This window comes from Cupriavidus mimosae (assembly GCF_023952485.1).
Classification (GTDB): domain Bacteria; phylum Pseudomonadota; class Gammaproteobacteria; order Burkholderiales; family Burkholderiaceae; genus Cupriavidus; species Cupriavidus taiwanensis_C.
In genome coordinates this window covers 141716-156313 of the sequence record NZ_JALHRY010000009.1, presented here as the reverse complement: position 1 = coordinate 156313, position 14598 = coordinate 141716, and the positions used below count along the sequence as shown (strand labels likewise).

Here is a 14598-nt window from a genome sequence, read left to right as displayed (position 1 = left end):
GACGGCCCATCGCGGGCGCGCTTCGGAAGAGTTTATGCCACAACTCAGGGCGGTCACCTGTGCGGAGGCAGCCAACTCTTCCTGCGCGTCCGATAACAAACAGACTGTGCCGCTGCCATCCTATTGCAGTTGAATATTCGCCTGCTTCACCACCGCCCGCCATTTGCTCAGATCCGCTGACAGCGTGCTGGCGAGCCTGGCTGGATCGCCCCCTAGCGGGATCGCTCCCATCTCGGCCAGGGCTTTTGCTACGTCAGGACTCGTCAGCGTTCTGTTGATCGCCGCGTTCATGCGCTGAACGATCGGATCGGGTGTCCCCTTGGGCGCCAACACGGCAAACCACGTTGACGAGACGAGCAAGGGGTGTCCCAGCTCCGTCGTCGTGGGAACGTCGGGCAAGGCAGGAGACCGCTTTGCCGACAGGATGGCCAGCGCCTTGACCTTGTGCGCCTTGACCTGGCCAATGATGCCCGGTACCAGTTGGAACATCACCTGGATGTCGTTGGCGAGGAGGTTGGTTGTGGCTGTCCCCGGCGCGCTATAAGGAACATGGGTCATGCTGATGCCGGTCTCCCGGTTGAACAATTCTCCCGCCAGGTGCATCGAGCTTCCATTGCCTGAGCTGCCATAGTTGAGTTCTCCATGGTGCGATCTGGCGTAGGAGATAAAGTCTGCCAACGCGTTCACCGGCAAGGTGTTGTTGACCACCAGAACGTTTGGCACCTCGGCAACCATGGAAACCGGCGTGAAGCTTGATTGGGGATCGAAGGGCAACTTGCGGTACAGGCTGGGGTTGACGGCCAGCGTGCCAGCCCAGGACAGCAGAAAGGTGTAGCCGTTCGGCTTTGCGGCGGCCGCCAGTCCGGCGCCAATGTTCCCGTTGGCCCCACCGCGATTATCGACGACAACGGTCGCATTCAGTTCCCGCTTGAGATTCTGCGCCAGCAGCCGGGCGATGGTGTCGCCGGTGCCGCCGCCAGCCGGCGCGGGAACGATCAGGCTGATTGGCTTGGACGGCTCCGGCCATGCATCGGCATAGCCCGCTTGCGCGGCCGCCAGCAGCGCGGCTGCAATGCTTACCTTGAAAACATGCTTGAACATGGTGTCTCCTGTTGTTGTACGTGTGCTGACCTTGTGCTGCATTACGCTACAACGCTACCGTGTTGTGGTCGCGCGCTGCTTCCAGAACGGCCTGGATGGCGCTATCGCCAGTCGCGACCGGCAGCACGCATCCGGGTCCGATGATCAGGCGCCGGCCGTCGGTCTGCTCGATGGCGTCCATGACCTCGCCGGCAATCTCCTTGGGGGTGCCGCGGACGAGCGTGTTGTGCTCGTTCAGCCCGCCCACCAGCACTTGCGAGAATTTCTGTCGAGCGCGCCGCAGATCCGGATCGGTCAGTCGATCATGCCAGTTGAACAGCTGTACGGGGTAGGTGGAAAGCAGATCAAACATGATGTCATCGCCGTGGGCGTGAAGCATGTTGAACTGACAGCGGCCGCGCAAGGCTTCGAGTATTTCAATGTCGTACTTCGCACCGAAGCGCTCATATTCGGTAACGGTAAGAAGCCGGTGCGATGCAAGTTGGGTGGCCAGGAAGATCCCATGCGCGCCCGCACGAATCGCGTCGAGACAGAATTCGATGGTGACGTCGGTGATCACGCGCAGCGCGGCTTCGAGGGCATCCGGGTTGCAGCGGATGTCGGCAAACATGCCATCCGTGGCTAGCTTGCGGGCTGTCGTCAGCGGGCTGAAAACCGTTTGCAGAATCGGTACCGAACCATTGAGCCCGCCCGCGGCTTGCGCCAGCGCAACGTTTTGCTGTCCCCACGACCCGGCTCGCGCGTTGAGGTGCCGGATTTTCTTCCAGTCTTCCGTGCGTTTGACGGCGGCATTGGTCACGACCCGGGCGCCGTTCGTCGCGCCCGTATACGCGGTAGCTGCGCCCCAGTCTTCCACACTGAAGGTGCCGGGAGGCATAAACTTCACGAAGTCGAACCGCCACTTTTCCTGCCACGCTATCGTATGCCGGGCCAGCCTGCCGGGGTCCGTATCCTCGACGGGGAAATGCCGCCAAAGCGAGACGGGAATCTGCTCCATGGCATCGCCGCGCAATACAGCGTCCATGCGTTTCCAGTGATCGATGTTCTTCACGATGGCAACTCCCTTCAAATTGTGGTCGGTTCCAGAAGCGGCAGGACGTTGTTGACGCCGTGACGCAGTTCCGTTGCGGGAACGCCGTAGACGTGTACCGAGATGGCCGTTTCGCTGCGGCGATTTCGAATGCGATGAATCTGATCCAGGCCTGCACGGCCACAGCCGCCGTCGCCCGGTCCTTTCAAGCCACTGCTAACGGCGACCGCGCCGTGGCACGCGGCGTCGTATGAGAACCGCTCTTCGAAGAGTTCTCCCGAAACCACCGAGTAGGCGCACCAGCTGTGATGGGCATGTACCGGGCTGGCCTGGCCTTCCTTCCATACCAGGGCAAGAACGGTGTAGCGGCGGTCCGGATCGCTATGCAGGACATGGCGCGCATAGCTTTCTTCGCCCGGTGCGCGTTGCGCCTCCGGTAGCCAGACCCCTGAGCGGAAGGCCTGCTGGATGGCCGCGCGGACGGCGCTGACATCGGTATCCCGGGCGTTGTCGAGAATCCCGTCTATGGCGCTGGTGAGGACCGCCAAGGCGGCCGAGGGAGACTGCGTTGATTTGCACATTTGCGATTTCCAAAAGGTCGAGCACAATGCCGGCAGGCAGAGTCTGTCTGCGCAGACGCCTTTGGACAAACGAGTTGTGGCAAGACGAGAGTTTGAGAAATGCAAAGACTGATGCATTGCAGCATCATGGATTTGAAGCTGGTGGTGGCGATCGCGGATGCGGGAAACATGACGAAGGGGGGCGCGGCCTGCTTCCTGGCGCCTTCGACGGCAAGCCTGCGCGTCAAGCACCTGGAGCAGGTGATTGGCACAAAGCTGTTCAAGCGGGAGGCGCGCGGGGTTTCGCCGACGAGAGCCGGCCAAATCATGGTGGACCACTGCAGGCGGTGCCTCGGCGAACTGGAGGAAATGCACGTCAGCCTTGTGCCGTTCTCCGAAGATGTCCATGCACAGGTCGCCATCTACGCCAACAGCAGCGCGATCGCCAGCTTTTTGCCCGGCGATCTGCAAGGCTTCCTGAAAGCCCATCCCAAGGCGCGCATAACGCTTGAAGAGCACGTTAGCCGGGACATCCTGGTCGCGGTGGTCGAAGGGCGTGCCGATATCGGTATCCTCACGCAGGCCGAGCCCCATCCCGACCTTGTGTACTTTCCCTATCGGGAGGATGAAATCGTGCTGTTGCAGGCATCGTCCGAACCATGGGAAGAGCGCGAACCCGTGTCATTCCTGGAGTGTCTGCGCTTCCCGTTTGTCAGCCAGCAGAACGGCTCGGCCATCCACTCCTTCTTGCTCGCCAAGGCGTCGGAACTCGGCAAACGCGTCGATGTGCGCATCCAGGTGGCAGGGTTTGCGGCGGTAGCGTCCATGGTTCGCTCCGGCGCCGGGGTGGCCATCGTTCCGCGTTCCGCCTTGGCGACCGTCAATTGCGAAGGGCTTCGCGTGGTGGTACTCAGGGATTCCTGGGCGAAGAGAACGCTGAATCTCTGCGCACGCAAGGACGTGCTGGGTCCAAGGAGCTACGTCAGCGCGTTGCTGAACCTGCTGCGGCAAGGCTATGGCCACGGCCGGGACGGATAACCGGTGGCGCGCACAGCGCGGTGAGCGTCAGCGCGCCATGGAATTATTTTTTGCGCGGCTCAGTTTTATCTCGGTTGACTTGCAGCTCCTGCTCGCGTCCAACGAGCCGCGACAATGACTGTCGCGGCTCATGCCTGTGACGCTATGGAGGAGTTCGCCTCTGCGTTATTGCATACTGAGTCCAAGGCGCTGGACCAGAGCCTTTTCCTTGGCCTGCTCCTGCAGCATGAACTTCCGGAAATCCTCCGATGTCTTGTAGTCCGGTTGCATCAGATAGTCGTCCATGATCTTTTGCACTTCGGGATCACCCATTGCAGCATGGAATGCATCCTGAAGCTTCTTGACGGTCTTTGGATCCATGCCGCGGGGCCCGGCCAGACCAATCGGCGAGGTGATGACGAGGGGGTAGCCGAGTTCCTTCAGGGTTGGTGCGTCAGGAAACAGCTTGCTGCGCTTCTCGGTCCAGACGGCAAGCAGTCTTGCCTTGCCGCTTTTCACCAATGGGATCCACGTGCCGCCTTCCACCTGTAGCTGCGTGTGTCCGCCCAGCAGGGCGACGCTCGTTTCAGAGCCCGACTTGAACGGCACGTGCGCGAGGTTGATGTCGGCCATGGCGCTGATCTGTTCCATGCCAAGGTGCGGGGTGGAGCTCTGGCCAGAGGTGCCGTACGTAATGGTGCCGGGATGCTTCTTCGCCGCGCTGACGACGTCGGCCCAGCTCTTGTAGGGGGACTGCGCCGCCGCCGTGATGGCAAAGGTGTAACCCATCAGGCCAACGATGTACGTGAAGTCCTTCTCGGGGTCCCAGTTGCTTTTCTGGATGAGCGGCAGGCGGAACAAGGGTACCGATACCTGGGCAATGGTATAGCCGTCTGGCTTTGCCGTCTTCGACATGGTCACGGCGCCCAGTGTCCCCCCTACTCCGGGCTTGTTCTCGACCACGAAAGGTTGGCCAAGCCGCCTGGCCGCAGCGTTCGCCAGTGTGCGAAAGACCACGTCGGTGGATCCGCCCGCCGCCCAGGGAATGACAAGCGTAATCGGGCGATTCGGATAGTCGTCTGCCCAGGCCGCGGTGGTGACGGCAAACGATGAAAGGGCAATGATGCCGGCGAGCCTTGCGCTGTACTTCATGACTGTCTCCCCTGTCTTGAGATCGTATGGATTCATGCACCAGTGAGGCGCGCTGTCGTGTTCGCAGGCAGGTCATACGGCCAGTCAGCGCGCTTGCATCCTTGGTGCGGCCGAGTCTAGGTTTCGCATGCCGGCAGCGTCAATTGACCCCCACTGAAGCTGACATTTCAGGTCCGGCGTTTCCTCCTATTGACAATGCGGTGACGTCGTCAGCGGTCTTTTTCGTCAGATGGTCGCACTGTATCAGCGCGCAGCGCGCGCCCGTAAAGACGTCAGCGCGAAGCCGGCCAGCCCCAGGATCGGGCCCGGAACAAGGAGCCAGGTGGCGTCCAGGCCGACGCGTTCGATCAGGGCCGTTGTTGCTGCGATGGACACGACAGTGATGGCGAAGCCGATGGAGTTCTGGATCGCGAGGGCGCTGCCCACTAGTTCCGCCGGGCACGCTTTCGCTGCAAGCGCGGAAAACTGTGGGGAGTCGGCCACGACGGAGGCTCCCCACAGCAGTAGCAAACCGAACAGGGGGATAGGCGACAAGGCCTGCCAGCCTAGGGCGAATGCTATGGCGCACAGCCCGGAAATGCTCAGCGCGGTCAACGCCACCCTGGCGCTACCGACGCGCTGCGAGAAGGCGCCACCGATCAGAGAGCCAAGCCCGCCGATCCCGATCACAATAAAGGCCAGTCCCGAGACACCGATGTCCGGGAACAGCGTGGGCAATGATGTGCGCGCGACAAGAACGGGTACCAAGGTCCAGAAGGCGTAGAGCTCCCACATATGTCCGAAGTAGCCCAGTGTTGCGGCTCGGAATGCATCAATGCGGAAGACCTGAAGCACCGAGCGCGGCGCAGCGCCGGCCTTCTGTGCGTGCTGCGCTTGCCGAGGCTTTATGACCGAGTGGGGACCATCTCCAAGCGCCGCGATCACACAGGCGCCGAGCAGGGCAAGTACCGAGGAAGCGGTAATGACAAGCTGCCATGGCAGACCAGCGCCCACCACGCGCATGGCATGCGGTAGCGCGGTGCCGAGGGTCAGCATCGCGACCAGTTGAGCGAGTGCTTGGCCGGTTCGGTGCGGTGCCCAGCCAACAATGAGTTTCATGCCCATTGGATAGATGCCTGCCAGGCAGACCCCCACGCAGAAGCGAAGCGCCGCACCGCTGGCGAAACCCGTCGACAACCAGGCAAAGGCGAGATTGAAGAGCGCCCCGGCAATCGCGCTTCCGACGAAGATCGAACTCGCGCGGAAGCGGTCCGCGCCTCCGCTCAGGGATATGCCGAGCGTGCCGAGGATGAAGCCAAGCTGTACTGCGCTGGTAAGCCAGCCGATGTCGGACTCCGATGCATGCCAGACGCGCATCAGGTCGGCTGCGGTACTGTTCGCGCTGAACCACAAGGCGGTGCCGAAAAGCTGCGCGATGGCGATCGCCGCGACGGGCCCAATGCCGTGAACCAATAGCCGTCGAAGCCCGGTGGCTTCCGTAGTTGCGATGGAGCTCATTTGGAGTGATTGGCCCGGCAGGCCGATGCCTGCCGAGCGGCGGTGGAGGGACGTTGTTCCGGGAACGGGCTGGCGCCGGCGTGGCTGTGGCTGAACGCGGCGATCCTGGCATGCGCGGGAGCGAAGCAGGCCGGAGGAACGGCGAGAATCGACGGCCCCCTTTGCGCTGTCGCTCAGCGGAGCCGTCCGTGGTGCGGCGTCAGGCCGCGGCGAGGCCTTCCAGCCAGCTTGCGTCGCGGGGCGAGGGGCGGCGATGCAGCCGCTTGCCGAGCAGCGCCCGCGCCTTGGTGGCGTTATCGCTGCGCAGCCACGCAACCAGCAGGGTGTCTTCCACGACCTCACGCTGCGCTGCGCTGCCACCGATACGCACAACTTCGTGCGCCACGGGTTCCAGGAGACTGGCGCAACCCACATAGTCTTGTTCGGCGAATGCCATCGCAGCGCGGCAGATGGCCGGCACCACGGGACCGGCGGGAAGCTTTGCCGCCTCGATGAGTGCGTTCAGCGCCTCGACGCGCGCCTCGAGCGCAGCCCGGTCGCCACTGGCTGCCGCCACCAGCGCCATGTGAACGTCCGCGAACGGGAAGCCGGGCTGCTGGAAGTACCGCGAAGCATAGGCCGATGCATCCTGCCAGAGTCCCGCCGGGACCGGATGCCCGTAAGCCTGGAAGCGCCACAAGAATGAAGCCGTATCGCTCACGACATTGATCGGAACGCCCAAGGTGTTAGAGGGCGCTACGTACTGGCCATAAATCCCGAGCGCCTGCTCTGTGTCGCCCCGCTCCAGCGCAACCAGCGCGGCGTGCCAGGCGATGTGGCTGTGCAGGACGCCGCTGCGGTCGTAGCCGGGCAGCCAGTCCTCGATCAGCGCTTCCGCCTCGGTGCCAGCGCCGGCTTCATACATCACGTGTGTGAGCGCATGAACCGCGTTGACATTGTTCCGTCGCAACTGCAGCGCGCGCTCGGTGAAGGCGCGACCGCGCACGACATCCCCGTTCTCGCCATGCGCCCAGCCGCGATAGGTAAGGAACCACCAGTCATCCGCGTCGAAATGCGCAGCATGACGCTCGCACAGGTCCACCCGTGCCTGGTCGTGGTCTGCCATGCCGGAGAATGCAAGCAAGCCGAAGGCGCCCAGCGGCAGGGACAGGATCAGGATGTCGCGCGGCCAGCGGTCGGCGTGCTCGAGTGCGCCGGCCAGCGCCCTGGCCGACTGGCCGTGGATGGCCAGCCGCAGGACTTCGACATGGCTGCGCTCGCGCTCGGTGCCATGGCGCGCCACCAGCTCCTGGGCGACGGCAATCTTCCCTTTGGCGTCGGTCGCCTCGGCGCGGATAGCGTGCAGGCGTGCGCGCGCAGCGTAGGCGAGCGCGAAATCCGGATCGGCCGCGATGGCGGCATCGAGCGTCGCTGCCGCGTCCGGCCACAGGGACAGCAGCAGGTCGATGCCGGTCCGGTACCGGTCCGCGGCGACGTCAGAAGTCGTGGAGAGTTGCAGACCGTACCGGTCTTCGAAGCGCGCCATAAAACTATTCACTCCTGTGAGGTCAAGGCCTTGGGCAAGCGGCGGCATCCCGGTGCACGGTGCAGGCCGGAGGATCGCCATGCCAACTATTAAAGCCGAAGCCGTGCTGGCCGTCTTTCGACTAACGGTCAATCTATATAGAATAACTGCCAAGGGGAGGGCAGGACCATGAGATGGGACATCATTGAGGCACCACACGGCATAGCGCCGCCGCGGCCAATGACCGTGCGGGCCCAGTCGATTCCGGCACGCCATGCCTTTCCGGATCACGCCCATGCATGGCACCAGGTGGTCTATGCGATATCGGGCGCCTTGACCGTCACCGTGCCCGGTGGCTCCTTCGTCATTTCTCCTGAGCAGGCCGCCTGGCTGCCCACCGGCCTCCGGCACCGCGTCGGCTCGTTGCTCGGCGCGGAGTTCCGGAGCCTCTGGATCAGTGATGGCGTGGGCGGCGAGTTGCCGTTTGCCCAGGCGACCGTGTTCCGGGTCTCGGCCCTGCTGAAGGCGCTGATCGTCGAGGCAGCCGAGATCGATGGCACCGAAGACGTCGACGGCTACACCGGACGCGTCACGCATCTGATCATTGACCAGCTGCGCAGGGCCGAGGCGATTCCCGCCGCGCTGCCGTGGCCGCGCAGCGCGCCATTGACGGCGCTGTGCGAGGCGCTGTACGCCGATCCCGCCGACGCCCGCGGGCCGGAAGAATGGGGCCTGGTGCTCGGAATGTCGGCGCGGACGCTTTCCAGGCGCTTTGTCGGCGAAACCGGCATATCGCTGCGTTCATGGCGCCGCCGCATGCGCCTGTTCCGGGCGATTGAACTGTTGTGCGGCGGGCTGAGCGTGACGCGCACGGCGATGGAGCTGGGCTACGGTTCCACCTCCGCGTTCGTCTACGCCTTCCGCCTCGACATGGGTTGCGGTCCGCAGGCATTCATGCGCGGACGCGGTGACGAGGGCGATCGCCCTGTCGTGCTCGCGCCAGCGGCGATATCATCTGGCGCGCGCCGGTCATTGCCGGTCTGAGTACTGGGGAGACAGCCGTGCCAATGCATCTGGAAGAGAACAGCCACGAACTTGAGATACAGGAGCGGATCAAGTCGCTGATCGTCCAGGGCGAATTCGAGATGGGCCAGAAGGTCAGCGAGGAACAGCTGGCCCAGCGCCTGGGCATCGGCAAGGCGCCAGTTCGCCGTGCCATTGCATCGCTCGCCGCGATCGGCATCATTCAGGTCAAGCCACGCATCGGCACCTTTATCTTCTCGCTGGACGAAGCGGAATTCGATCAGCTGAACCTGGTCAGGACGTTGCTCGAATGCGCCGCCATCAGGCTGGCGATGGCCGCGGATGCGCGCGGATATGCACAGGCCATGCGCCAGAACGTTGCCCGCGCGCAGGCGCTGGATTTCAAGGACAACTACCGGCGCGCCTATCGCGAGCTGGACCGGGAATTCCACAAGCTGTCCTTCGTCTATGCCGCCAACCCATACCTGACGGACGCCTACGAGACCCTGGACATCAAGATCTGGGCCATGAGGAGTGTGCTGACCTTCCCCGATTCCCACTTTCAATCCTCGCTCGCCGCGCATACGGCCATTGTCTCGTCGCTGGAAGCCGGCGACGTGCAAGGCGCCTGCGACCGGCTGCAGGAACATATCCGCAAGAGCTTCTCGGAGCGCGAACGCCATCTGCTGAGCCAGATCGATTCGTAGCGTTCGCAGCGCGCTGCGCCTTCAGCCCTGCGCTCGTCAATCAGGGCAAACGTCAGGCCTGACATGTCAGGTCGCGTGCCGGTCAATTGACCATGCGCTCGCCCGATTTCTACACTCGCTCGCGACGAGTCGTGATCGGTGGCGAGTACGGATCCATGCCCTTGCCACGACATCAGCGACTCGCTTCCCGGTCCGTAACGCGCAGGCCAGCGCTTCGGCGCACGCACAGCGCGTTGTCGGATAAGCGATCACTCGTGGAGTAGAGATGAAGATTACGAAAGTGGAGATTTTCGATTGCGAAGTCAATCGGAAGGATGCATCGATGGCGAAGTTCAACCCGGTCCTGCTGCGGGTGCACACGGATGCCGGTATCAGTGGCATCGGTGAGGTGGGTCTTGCCTATGGCGCCGGCGCCAAGGCGGCCGTTGGCATCCTGCGGGATTTCGCCTCGTTCATTATCGGCAGGGATCCCATGAAGGTCGAAGCCATCTGGGAACTGCTGTTCCGCACCACCTATTGGGGCGCCGGCGGCGGGCCCGTGATCTACGGCGGCATGAGTGCCATCGACATCGCGCTGTGGGACATCCGCGGACAGGTAATGGGGCAGCCGATCTATCAGCTGTTAGGCGGCAAGACCAATGATGACCTGCGCACGTACGCCAGCCAGCTCCAGTTCGGCTGGGGCGATGTGTACTCGCAGAACGTCACGCCCGACCAGTATGCGGCCAGCGCCCGCGCTGCCATCGAGGAGGGCTACGATGCGGTCAAGGTGGATCCGCTCCAGATCGGACGGGATGGCGTGAAGACGGGCGTCACCAGGATCAACCAGAAGCACTATGGCCTGTTGAGCCATGCCGAGCTTGAGATGGGCGTCGAACGCATCGCGGCGATTCGCGAAGCAGTCGGTCCCGGTGTGGACATCATCTGCGAGATTCATTCGCTATTGGGAACAAACTCCGCGATCCAGTTTGCCAACGCGATCGAGCCGTACAACATCTTCTACTACGAAGAGCCGGTGAACCCGCTGAACGCGAAGAACTTCGAGAAGATCGCCAGCAAGACGTCGATTCCGCTCGCGACAGGCGAGCGCTCCTATACCCGTTGGGGCTATCGCGAACTGCTCGAGAAGCAGGCGCTGGCGGTCGTCCAGCCCGACCTGTGCCTGGCAGGGGGCATCACGGAAGGCAAGAAGATCTGCGACATGGCCAATGTCTATGACGCCACGGTCCAGATCCACATCTGCGGCGGGCCGGTGTCGACGGCTGCGGCCCTGCATGTCGAAGCCGTTGTCCCGAACTTCGTGATTCATGAACATCATACCTATGCCCTGAAGTCATGCGTGCGCGAACTGTGCGTGCACGACTATCAGCCGGAAAGCGGGCGGTTCAAGGTGCCCGACGCGCCGGGCCTGGGTCAGGCATTGAACGATGAAGTGGTGAAGGACTACCTGGCTTATTCGATCGAATAAGGTCTCCAGCCGGCGCCGCCGCAACGGGATAGGGCTATTCGTTTGGTAAGGCCGCTTCACTCAGCAGCCAGTTCCGGAATGCCTGCAACCTCGGCAAGCCGGCGCTTTCCGGCCGATAAACGACGTAGTAGGCCAACTCGGAAGGGAACTTCAACTTTGGGAAAAGCCGCACCACACGCCCGGCCGCCAGATCGTCGCGAGCCATGACGCTGCGCGCCAGCGCCACGCCGCGGCCTTCGCTTGCTGCCTGCAACACGGCTGCGGAGTTGTTGATCTTCATGCCGCGCGAAGTCGCTACACCGGAGACGCCCATTTTCTGAAACCACTGGCTCCATGTGGGGAAGCCCGCATGGCCATCCATGGAGAGATCGTGAATAAGGGTGACGCCATCCAGATCACCGGGGCGGCGCAGCTTTCGATGCTGCCGCAGCAGCTCGGGCGAGCAAACCGGGTACACCTCCTCCTCCATGAGCTTTTCCGCAGTCAGTCCGGGCCACGTGCCGGTACCGTAGCGCACGCCGATGTCCACTCGCTGCGCCACGAAGTCCACGGGTTTGAGGTTGGTCTCCAGGCGAATATCAGTGTCAGGGCAAATTGTCTGGAATCGCTCAAAGCGCGGCAGCAGCCATTTGGCAGCGAAAGCGGGACTGACCGTGACGCTCAGTACTCCGCGGACGGAACCCTCCTGCAGCCGTTCCAGGCCCAGGGATAGCCGGTCAAATCCGGCGCGGATGTCCGGCAATGCGCGCAGTGCGGCATCGGTGGCAGAAAGCCGTGCCCGACCGCTGTTGCCCCGGACGAACAACGGGGAGCCAAGCCAATCCTCAAGGCCCCGAACCAACTGACCAACGGCGGCGGGCGTGACGTTGAGCTCCTCCGCTGCTGCGGAGAAGCTCTCGTGTCGGGCACTGGCTTCAAAGGCGCGCAGCGCATTCAGATGGACTGGTAGCTTCATCGCAGTAAAGGTTTTCTTTCAAGGAAGGAAATTTTATCTCATTTGCCAGAGGTCTCGGATTGACCAAAAATTGGCGAATGTTCGCGGCAATAACCTGGATTCTGTCGCGGATACCGGGAGCAGCGGGCGCATCCCTTGGCGGATAGTTTTCCTTTCAGATTGCGTTGACCCTCGATAAGGGCCGCTCCGCTTCTTCGGCGCAGGTCTGGCGCTCGGTTCGGACATCAAAGTCGTGCGCGCAGCCTCACCGTGCTCTTCTTTTAACCCGATTTGGCCTATCCGACAGGCAGAGAGATATGAGCAATCAGTTCAAGGGCAAAAAAATGCTGGTCGTCGGCGGCACCAGCGGAATGGGGCTGGAGACCGCACGCATGGTGCTCGCCGAAGGCGGCAGCGTGGTGATCGTGGGCAATCGCCCCGAGAAGACCGAGGCGGCGCGCAGCGAGTTAGCCGCGCTGGGGCAGGTCTGGGCACTGACGGTAAACCTCGCCAGCGATGAGGGTGTCCGCGCACTGCTTGAAGCCGTCGACGGGCAGCATGCCGACATCGACCTGCTGGTGAACGCCGCCGGTGTGTTCTTTCCAAAGCCATTCCTGGAACATTCGGAGGCTGACTACGACCAGTACATGAAGATCAACAAGGCGTTCTTCTTCATTACCCAACGCGTCGCAGGCAACCTGGTCGCGCAAGGCAAAACCGGCGCCATCGTCAACATCGGCTCGATGTGGGCCAGGCAGGCAATTGCAGCCACGCCATCTTCGGCGTATTCGATGGCCAAAGCCGGCCTGCATTCGCTGACGCAGCATCTGGCGATGGAGCTGGCCTCCAAAAACATCCGCGTCAACGCGGTGTCGCCTGCGGTGGTCGAAACGCCGATCTACGAGGGCTTCATTCCCAAGGCTGAAGTACATGGCGCCCTGCAAGGCTTCAACAGCTTCCATCCCATCGGCCGCGTCGGCACCCCGCGGGACGTTGCCGAAGCGGTCGTTTTCCTGCTCTCCGACAAGGCGCGCTGGGTGACGGGCGCCATCTGGGACGTGGATGGCGGCGTGATGGCTGGCCGCAACTGATGCGTGAGGCGAGCGCTTGCCGTTTGCCTCCTTGTTTTTCCAACCACCTGCTCGGAGAGCACGTATGGTCTATCTGCAAATTACCCTCATGATCGCCAGCGCCAACCGCGCGGCCGCGGCTGGCGTCTACCAAAGGTACAAGGCGCCGTTCCTCAGCACCGTGGCCGGCGCGAAGTCGAAGGAACTGCTGGTGCGCGAGGAAGACGTGCAAGTGCTGCATGGCTTCGACAGCAGGGAGAACGCCGCAGCCTATCTGCAAAGCGAGCTGTTCACGGCAGATGTGGTGGCCGGTCTCGAGCCATTGCTCGGTGCCGCGCCCGACGTGCGGATCTACGAGGTCGCGTGATCTCGCCGCAACCGCCCGCCCACTCATTGACAGCAGGAGCTCAGGACATGATGCAGGACTGGAACGCCTACCGGAATGAATTGAAGACGCGCGTCGGCGACTTCGCGTCGCTGAACCCAGAGGTGATGGCCGGCCTGGCGAAGCTGAATGAATTCGTCGCCAGGCCGGGACACCTGGAACCCAAGATGCACGAGCTGATTGCCCTGGCCGTCGCCGTTACCACGCGCTGCGATGGCTGCATTTCCGTGCACACGCAGAAGGCAGCGGAGTATGGTGCCACGCGCGAAGAAATTGCCGAGGCGCTCGGGGTTGCCATTGCCCTCAACGCCGGCGCCGCTCTCGTCTATTCGGCGCGCGTGCTCGATACCCACGCACATCTCCCCAAGTAAAGGGCAAGGGGTACATCGGGCCGCAGCTGAATACCGCGGCCCGATGTACCCCGCTTGTCTTTAAAGAAGTCTCCATGCTAGTTAATGCGGATCTTTCACTGCGCGCGCTCGTGACGCCACAACAGTACCAGTGGACAGCTTCGCCCCAAGCGGGGGTTGAGCGCGTGATGCTGGATCGAATGGGGGGAGAACAAGCGCGCGTCACCAGCGTTGTGCGTTACGCACCGGATTCCTGCTTTCCCCAACACCCCCATCCGGGAGGCGAGGAAATTCTCGTGCTGTCGGGCACTTTCTCAGAAGGCGACGCGCACTATCCGGCCGGCTGGTATTTGCGCAGCCCGCCGGGCTCAAGCCACCAGCCGTCCAGCGCCGAGGGCGCGGTGATCTTCGTGAAGCTCTGGCAGATGCGGCGGGGCGAATCGCGCCCGGTTCGCATCGACACGCGTGATGTGTCGCGCTGGACGGTCAGGAATGGTCGTGAATGCTGCCCGCTGTTCGCCGACGACATCGAGCATGTCCGCCTTGAGCGCATACCGGCGGGCGCCGCCGTGTTCAGCGGTCCGGTGGACGGTGCCGAGGTGCTGGTAGTGGAGGGCAGCTTGCGCGAGCGTGCGCAAGCATACGAGCGGGGCAGCTGGCTGCGGCTGCCGCCGGGGACGTATCCGGATCTTGTCGCAGGCTGCTCCGGAGCCTGCGTGTACCTCAAGACCGGACATCTCGCGAACCCTGTCAGTCTGGCGGCTGCGTCATGCTGACCGAGCGCATTGCCATCATTGGCG

15 protein-coding genes are annotated in these 14598 nt (G+C 62.9%); 8 read left to right on the top strand and 7 right to left on the bottom strand.

Annotation, left to right across the window (positions count from 1 at the left end; genetic code table 11):
• Nucleotides 1–120 precede the first annotated feature (120 nt).
• From MKD50_RS18105 to MKD50_RS18095, 3 genes are read right to left on the bottom strand one after another with little or no spacing between them, the layout of a single operon-like run.
• Nucleotides 121–1101, bottom strand: a complete 981-nt coding sequence (locus MKD50_RS18105) for a Bug family tripartite tricarboxylate transporter substrate binding protein (RefSeq protein WP_252668056.1) — start codon at nucleotides 1099–1101, stop codon at nucleotides 121–123.
• Nucleotides 1102–1147: 46 nt separating this feature from the next.
• Complete coding sequence (locus tag MKD50_RS18100; RefSeq protein WP_252668054.1) at nucleotides 1148–2152, bottom strand: uroporphyrinogen decarboxylase family protein; 1005 nt, start codon at nucleotides 2150–2152, stop codon at nucleotides 1148–1150.
• Between the two features lie 14 nt (nucleotides 2153–2166).
• On the bottom strand, nucleotides 2167–2712 hold the full coding sequence (locus tag MKD50_RS18095) for a cysteine dioxygenase family protein (protein WP_252668052.1): 546 nt from the start codon (nucleotides 2710–2712) through the stop codon (nucleotides 2167–2169).
• A 99-nt stretch (nucleotides 2713–2811) separates the two neighbouring features.
• On the opposite strand from MKD50_RS18095, the gene MKD50_RS18090 reads away from it, so the two are divergent.
• Nucleotides 2812–3729, top strand: coding sequence for a LysR family transcriptional regulator (locus MKD50_RS18090; RefSeq protein ID WP_252668050.1), 918 nt, complete (start codon nucleotides 2812–2814; stop codon nucleotides 3727–3729).
• A gap of 165 nt (nucleotides 3730–3894) precedes the next feature.
• Here MKD50_RS18090 and MKD50_RS18085 read toward each other — a convergent pair whose 3' ends face one another.
• The 3 genes from MKD50_RS18085 to MKD50_RS18075 form a co-directional block, all read right to left on the bottom strand.
• Entirely contained in the window at nucleotides 3895–4860 is a 966-nt protein-coding gene (locus MKD50_RS18085; RefSeq protein ID WP_252668049.1) for a tripartite tricarboxylate transporter substrate binding protein, read from the bottom strand.
• A gap of 243 nt (nucleotides 4861–5103) precedes the next feature.
• Nucleotides 5104–6357: an MFS transporter gene (locus MKD50_RS18080; protein ID WP_115699571.1), complete on the bottom strand. Its 1254-nt coding sequence runs from the start codon at nucleotides 6355–6357 to the stop codon at nucleotides 5104–5106.
• 199 nt (nucleotides 6358–6556) lie between these two features.
• Nucleotides 6557–7882: a tetratricopeptide repeat protein gene (locus tag MKD50_RS18075; RefSeq protein WP_252668046.1), complete on the bottom strand. Its 1326-nt coding sequence runs from the start codon at nucleotides 7880–7882 to the stop codon at nucleotides 6557–6559.
• 168 nt (nucleotides 7883–8050) lie between these two features.
• Between MKD50_RS18075 and MKD50_RS18070 the strand changes: the two genes are divergently transcribed.
• The 3 genes from MKD50_RS18070 (at nucleotide 8051) to MKD50_RS18060 (ending at nucleotide 11059) form a co-directional block, all read left to right on the top strand.
• A complete protein-coding gene (locus MKD50_RS18070) occupies nucleotides 8051–8905 on the top strand; it encodes an AraC family transcriptional regulator (protein ID WP_115699573.1) in 855 nt (284 codons plus the stop codon).
• A gap of 23 nt (nucleotides 8906–8928) precedes the next feature.
• The gene (locus MKD50_RS18065) at nucleotides 8929–9591 is read left to right on the top strand and encodes a GntR family transcriptional regulator (protein ID WP_240072091.1); all 663 of its coding nucleotides are present in this window, start codon (nucleotides 8929–8931) and stop codon (nucleotides 9589–9591) included.
• A gap of 265 nt (nucleotides 9592–9856) precedes the next feature.
• The gene (locus tag MKD50_RS18060; protein ID WP_115699575.1) at nucleotides 9857–11059 is read left to right on the top strand and encodes a mandelate racemase/muconate lactonizing enzyme family protein; all 1203 of its coding nucleotides are present in this window, start codon (nucleotides 9857–9859) and stop codon (nucleotides 11057–11059) included.
• 34 nt (nucleotides 11060–11093) lie between these two features.
• On the opposite strand, the gene gcvA is transcribed toward MKD50_RS18060, so the two are convergent.
• On the bottom strand, nucleotides 11094–12014 hold the full coding sequence (gene gcvA, locus MKD50_RS18055; protein ID WP_252668044.1) for a transcriptional regulator GcvA: 921 nt from the start codon (nucleotides 12012–12014) through the stop codon (nucleotides 11094–11096).
• Nucleotides 12015–12310: 296 nt separating this feature from the next.
• Here gcvA and MKD50_RS18050 point away from each other — a divergent pair, with 296 nt between their 5' ends.
• The 4 genes from MKD50_RS18050 to MKD50_RS18035 all read left to right on the top strand — a co-directional run bounded on the left by MKD50_RS18050 (nucleotide 12311) and on the right by MKD50_RS18035 (nucleotide 14574).
• Complete coding sequence (locus MKD50_RS18050; protein WP_252668043.1) at nucleotides 12311–13084, top strand: SDR family NAD(P)-dependent oxidoreductase; 774 nt, start codon at nucleotides 12311–12313, stop codon at nucleotides 13082–13084.
• A gap of 64 nt (nucleotides 13085–13148) precedes the next feature.
• Nucleotides 13149–13430, top strand: coding sequence for a hypothetical protein (locus MKD50_RS18045; protein ID WP_115699578.1), 282 nt, complete (start codon nucleotides 13149–13151; stop codon nucleotides 13428–13430).
• A gap of 47 nt (nucleotides 13431–13477) precedes the next feature.
• The gene (locus MKD50_RS18040) at nucleotides 13478–13819 is read left to right on the top strand and encodes a carboxymuconolactone decarboxylase family protein (protein WP_115699579.1); all 342 of its coding nucleotides are present in this window, start codon (nucleotides 13478–13480) and stop codon (nucleotides 13817–13819) included.
• Nucleotides 13820–13893: 74 nt separating this feature from the next.
• Complete coding sequence (locus tag MKD50_RS18035) at nucleotides 13894–14574, top strand: cupin domain-containing protein (RefSeq protein WP_252668041.1); 681 nt, start codon at nucleotides 13894–13896, stop codon at nucleotides 14572–14574.
• Nucleotides 14575–14598: the final 24 nt, after the last annotated feature.

Coding starts and splice junctions, on each gene's coding strand:
- MKD50_RS18105 (WP_252668056.1), bottom strand. CDS start 1,101: ATGTTCAAGCATGTTTTCAAGGTAAGCATTGCAGCCGCGCTGCTGGCG.
- MKD50_RS18095 (WP_252668052.1), bottom strand. CDS start 2,712: ATGTGCAAATCAACGCAGTCTCCCTCGGCCGCCTTGGCGGTCCTCACC.
- MKD50_RS18090 (WP_252668050.1), top strand. CDS start 2,812: ATGCAAAGACTGATGCATTGCAGCATCATGGATTTGAAGCTGGTGGTG.
- MKD50_RS18085 (WP_252668049.1), bottom strand. CDS start 4,860: ATGAAGTACAGCGCAAGGCTCGCCGGCATCATTGCCCTTTCATCGTTT.
- MKD50_RS18080 (WP_115699571.1), bottom strand. CDS start 6,357: ATGAGCTCCATCGCAACTACGGAAGCCACCGGGCTTCGACGGCTATTG.
- MKD50_RS18075 (WP_252668046.1), bottom strand. CDS start 7,882: ATGGCGCGCTTCGAAGACCGGTACGGTCTGCAACTCTCCACGACTTCT.
- MKD50_RS18070 (WP_115699573.1), top strand. CDS start 8,051: ATGAGATGGGACATCATTGAGGCACCACACGGCATAGCGCCGCCGCGG.
- MKD50_RS18065 (WP_240072091.1), top strand. CDS start 8,929: ATGCATCTGGAAGAGAACAGCCACGAACTTGAGATACAGGAGCGGATC.
- MKD50_RS18060 (WP_115699575.1), top strand. CDS start 9,857: ATGAAGATTACGAAAGTGGAGATTTTCGATTGCGAAGTCAATCGGAAG.
- gcvA (WP_252668044.1), bottom strand. CDS start 12,014: ATGAAGCTACCAGTCCATCTGAATGCGCTGCGCGCCTTTGAAGCCAGT.
- MKD50_RS18050 (WP_252668043.1), top strand. CDS start 12,311: ATGAGCAATCAGTTCAAGGGCAAAAAAATGCTGGTCGTCGGCGGCACC.
- MKD50_RS18045 (WP_115699578.1), top strand. CDS start 13,149: ATGGTCTATCTGCAAATTACCCTCATGATCGCCAGCGCCAACCGCGCG.
- MKD50_RS18040 (WP_115699579.1), top strand. CDS start 13,478: ATGATGCAGGACTGGAACGCCTACCGGAATGAATTGAAGACGCGCGTC.
- MKD50_RS18035 (WP_252668041.1), top strand. CDS start 13,894: ATGCTAGTTAATGCGGATCTTTCACTGCGCGCGCTCGTGACGCCACAA.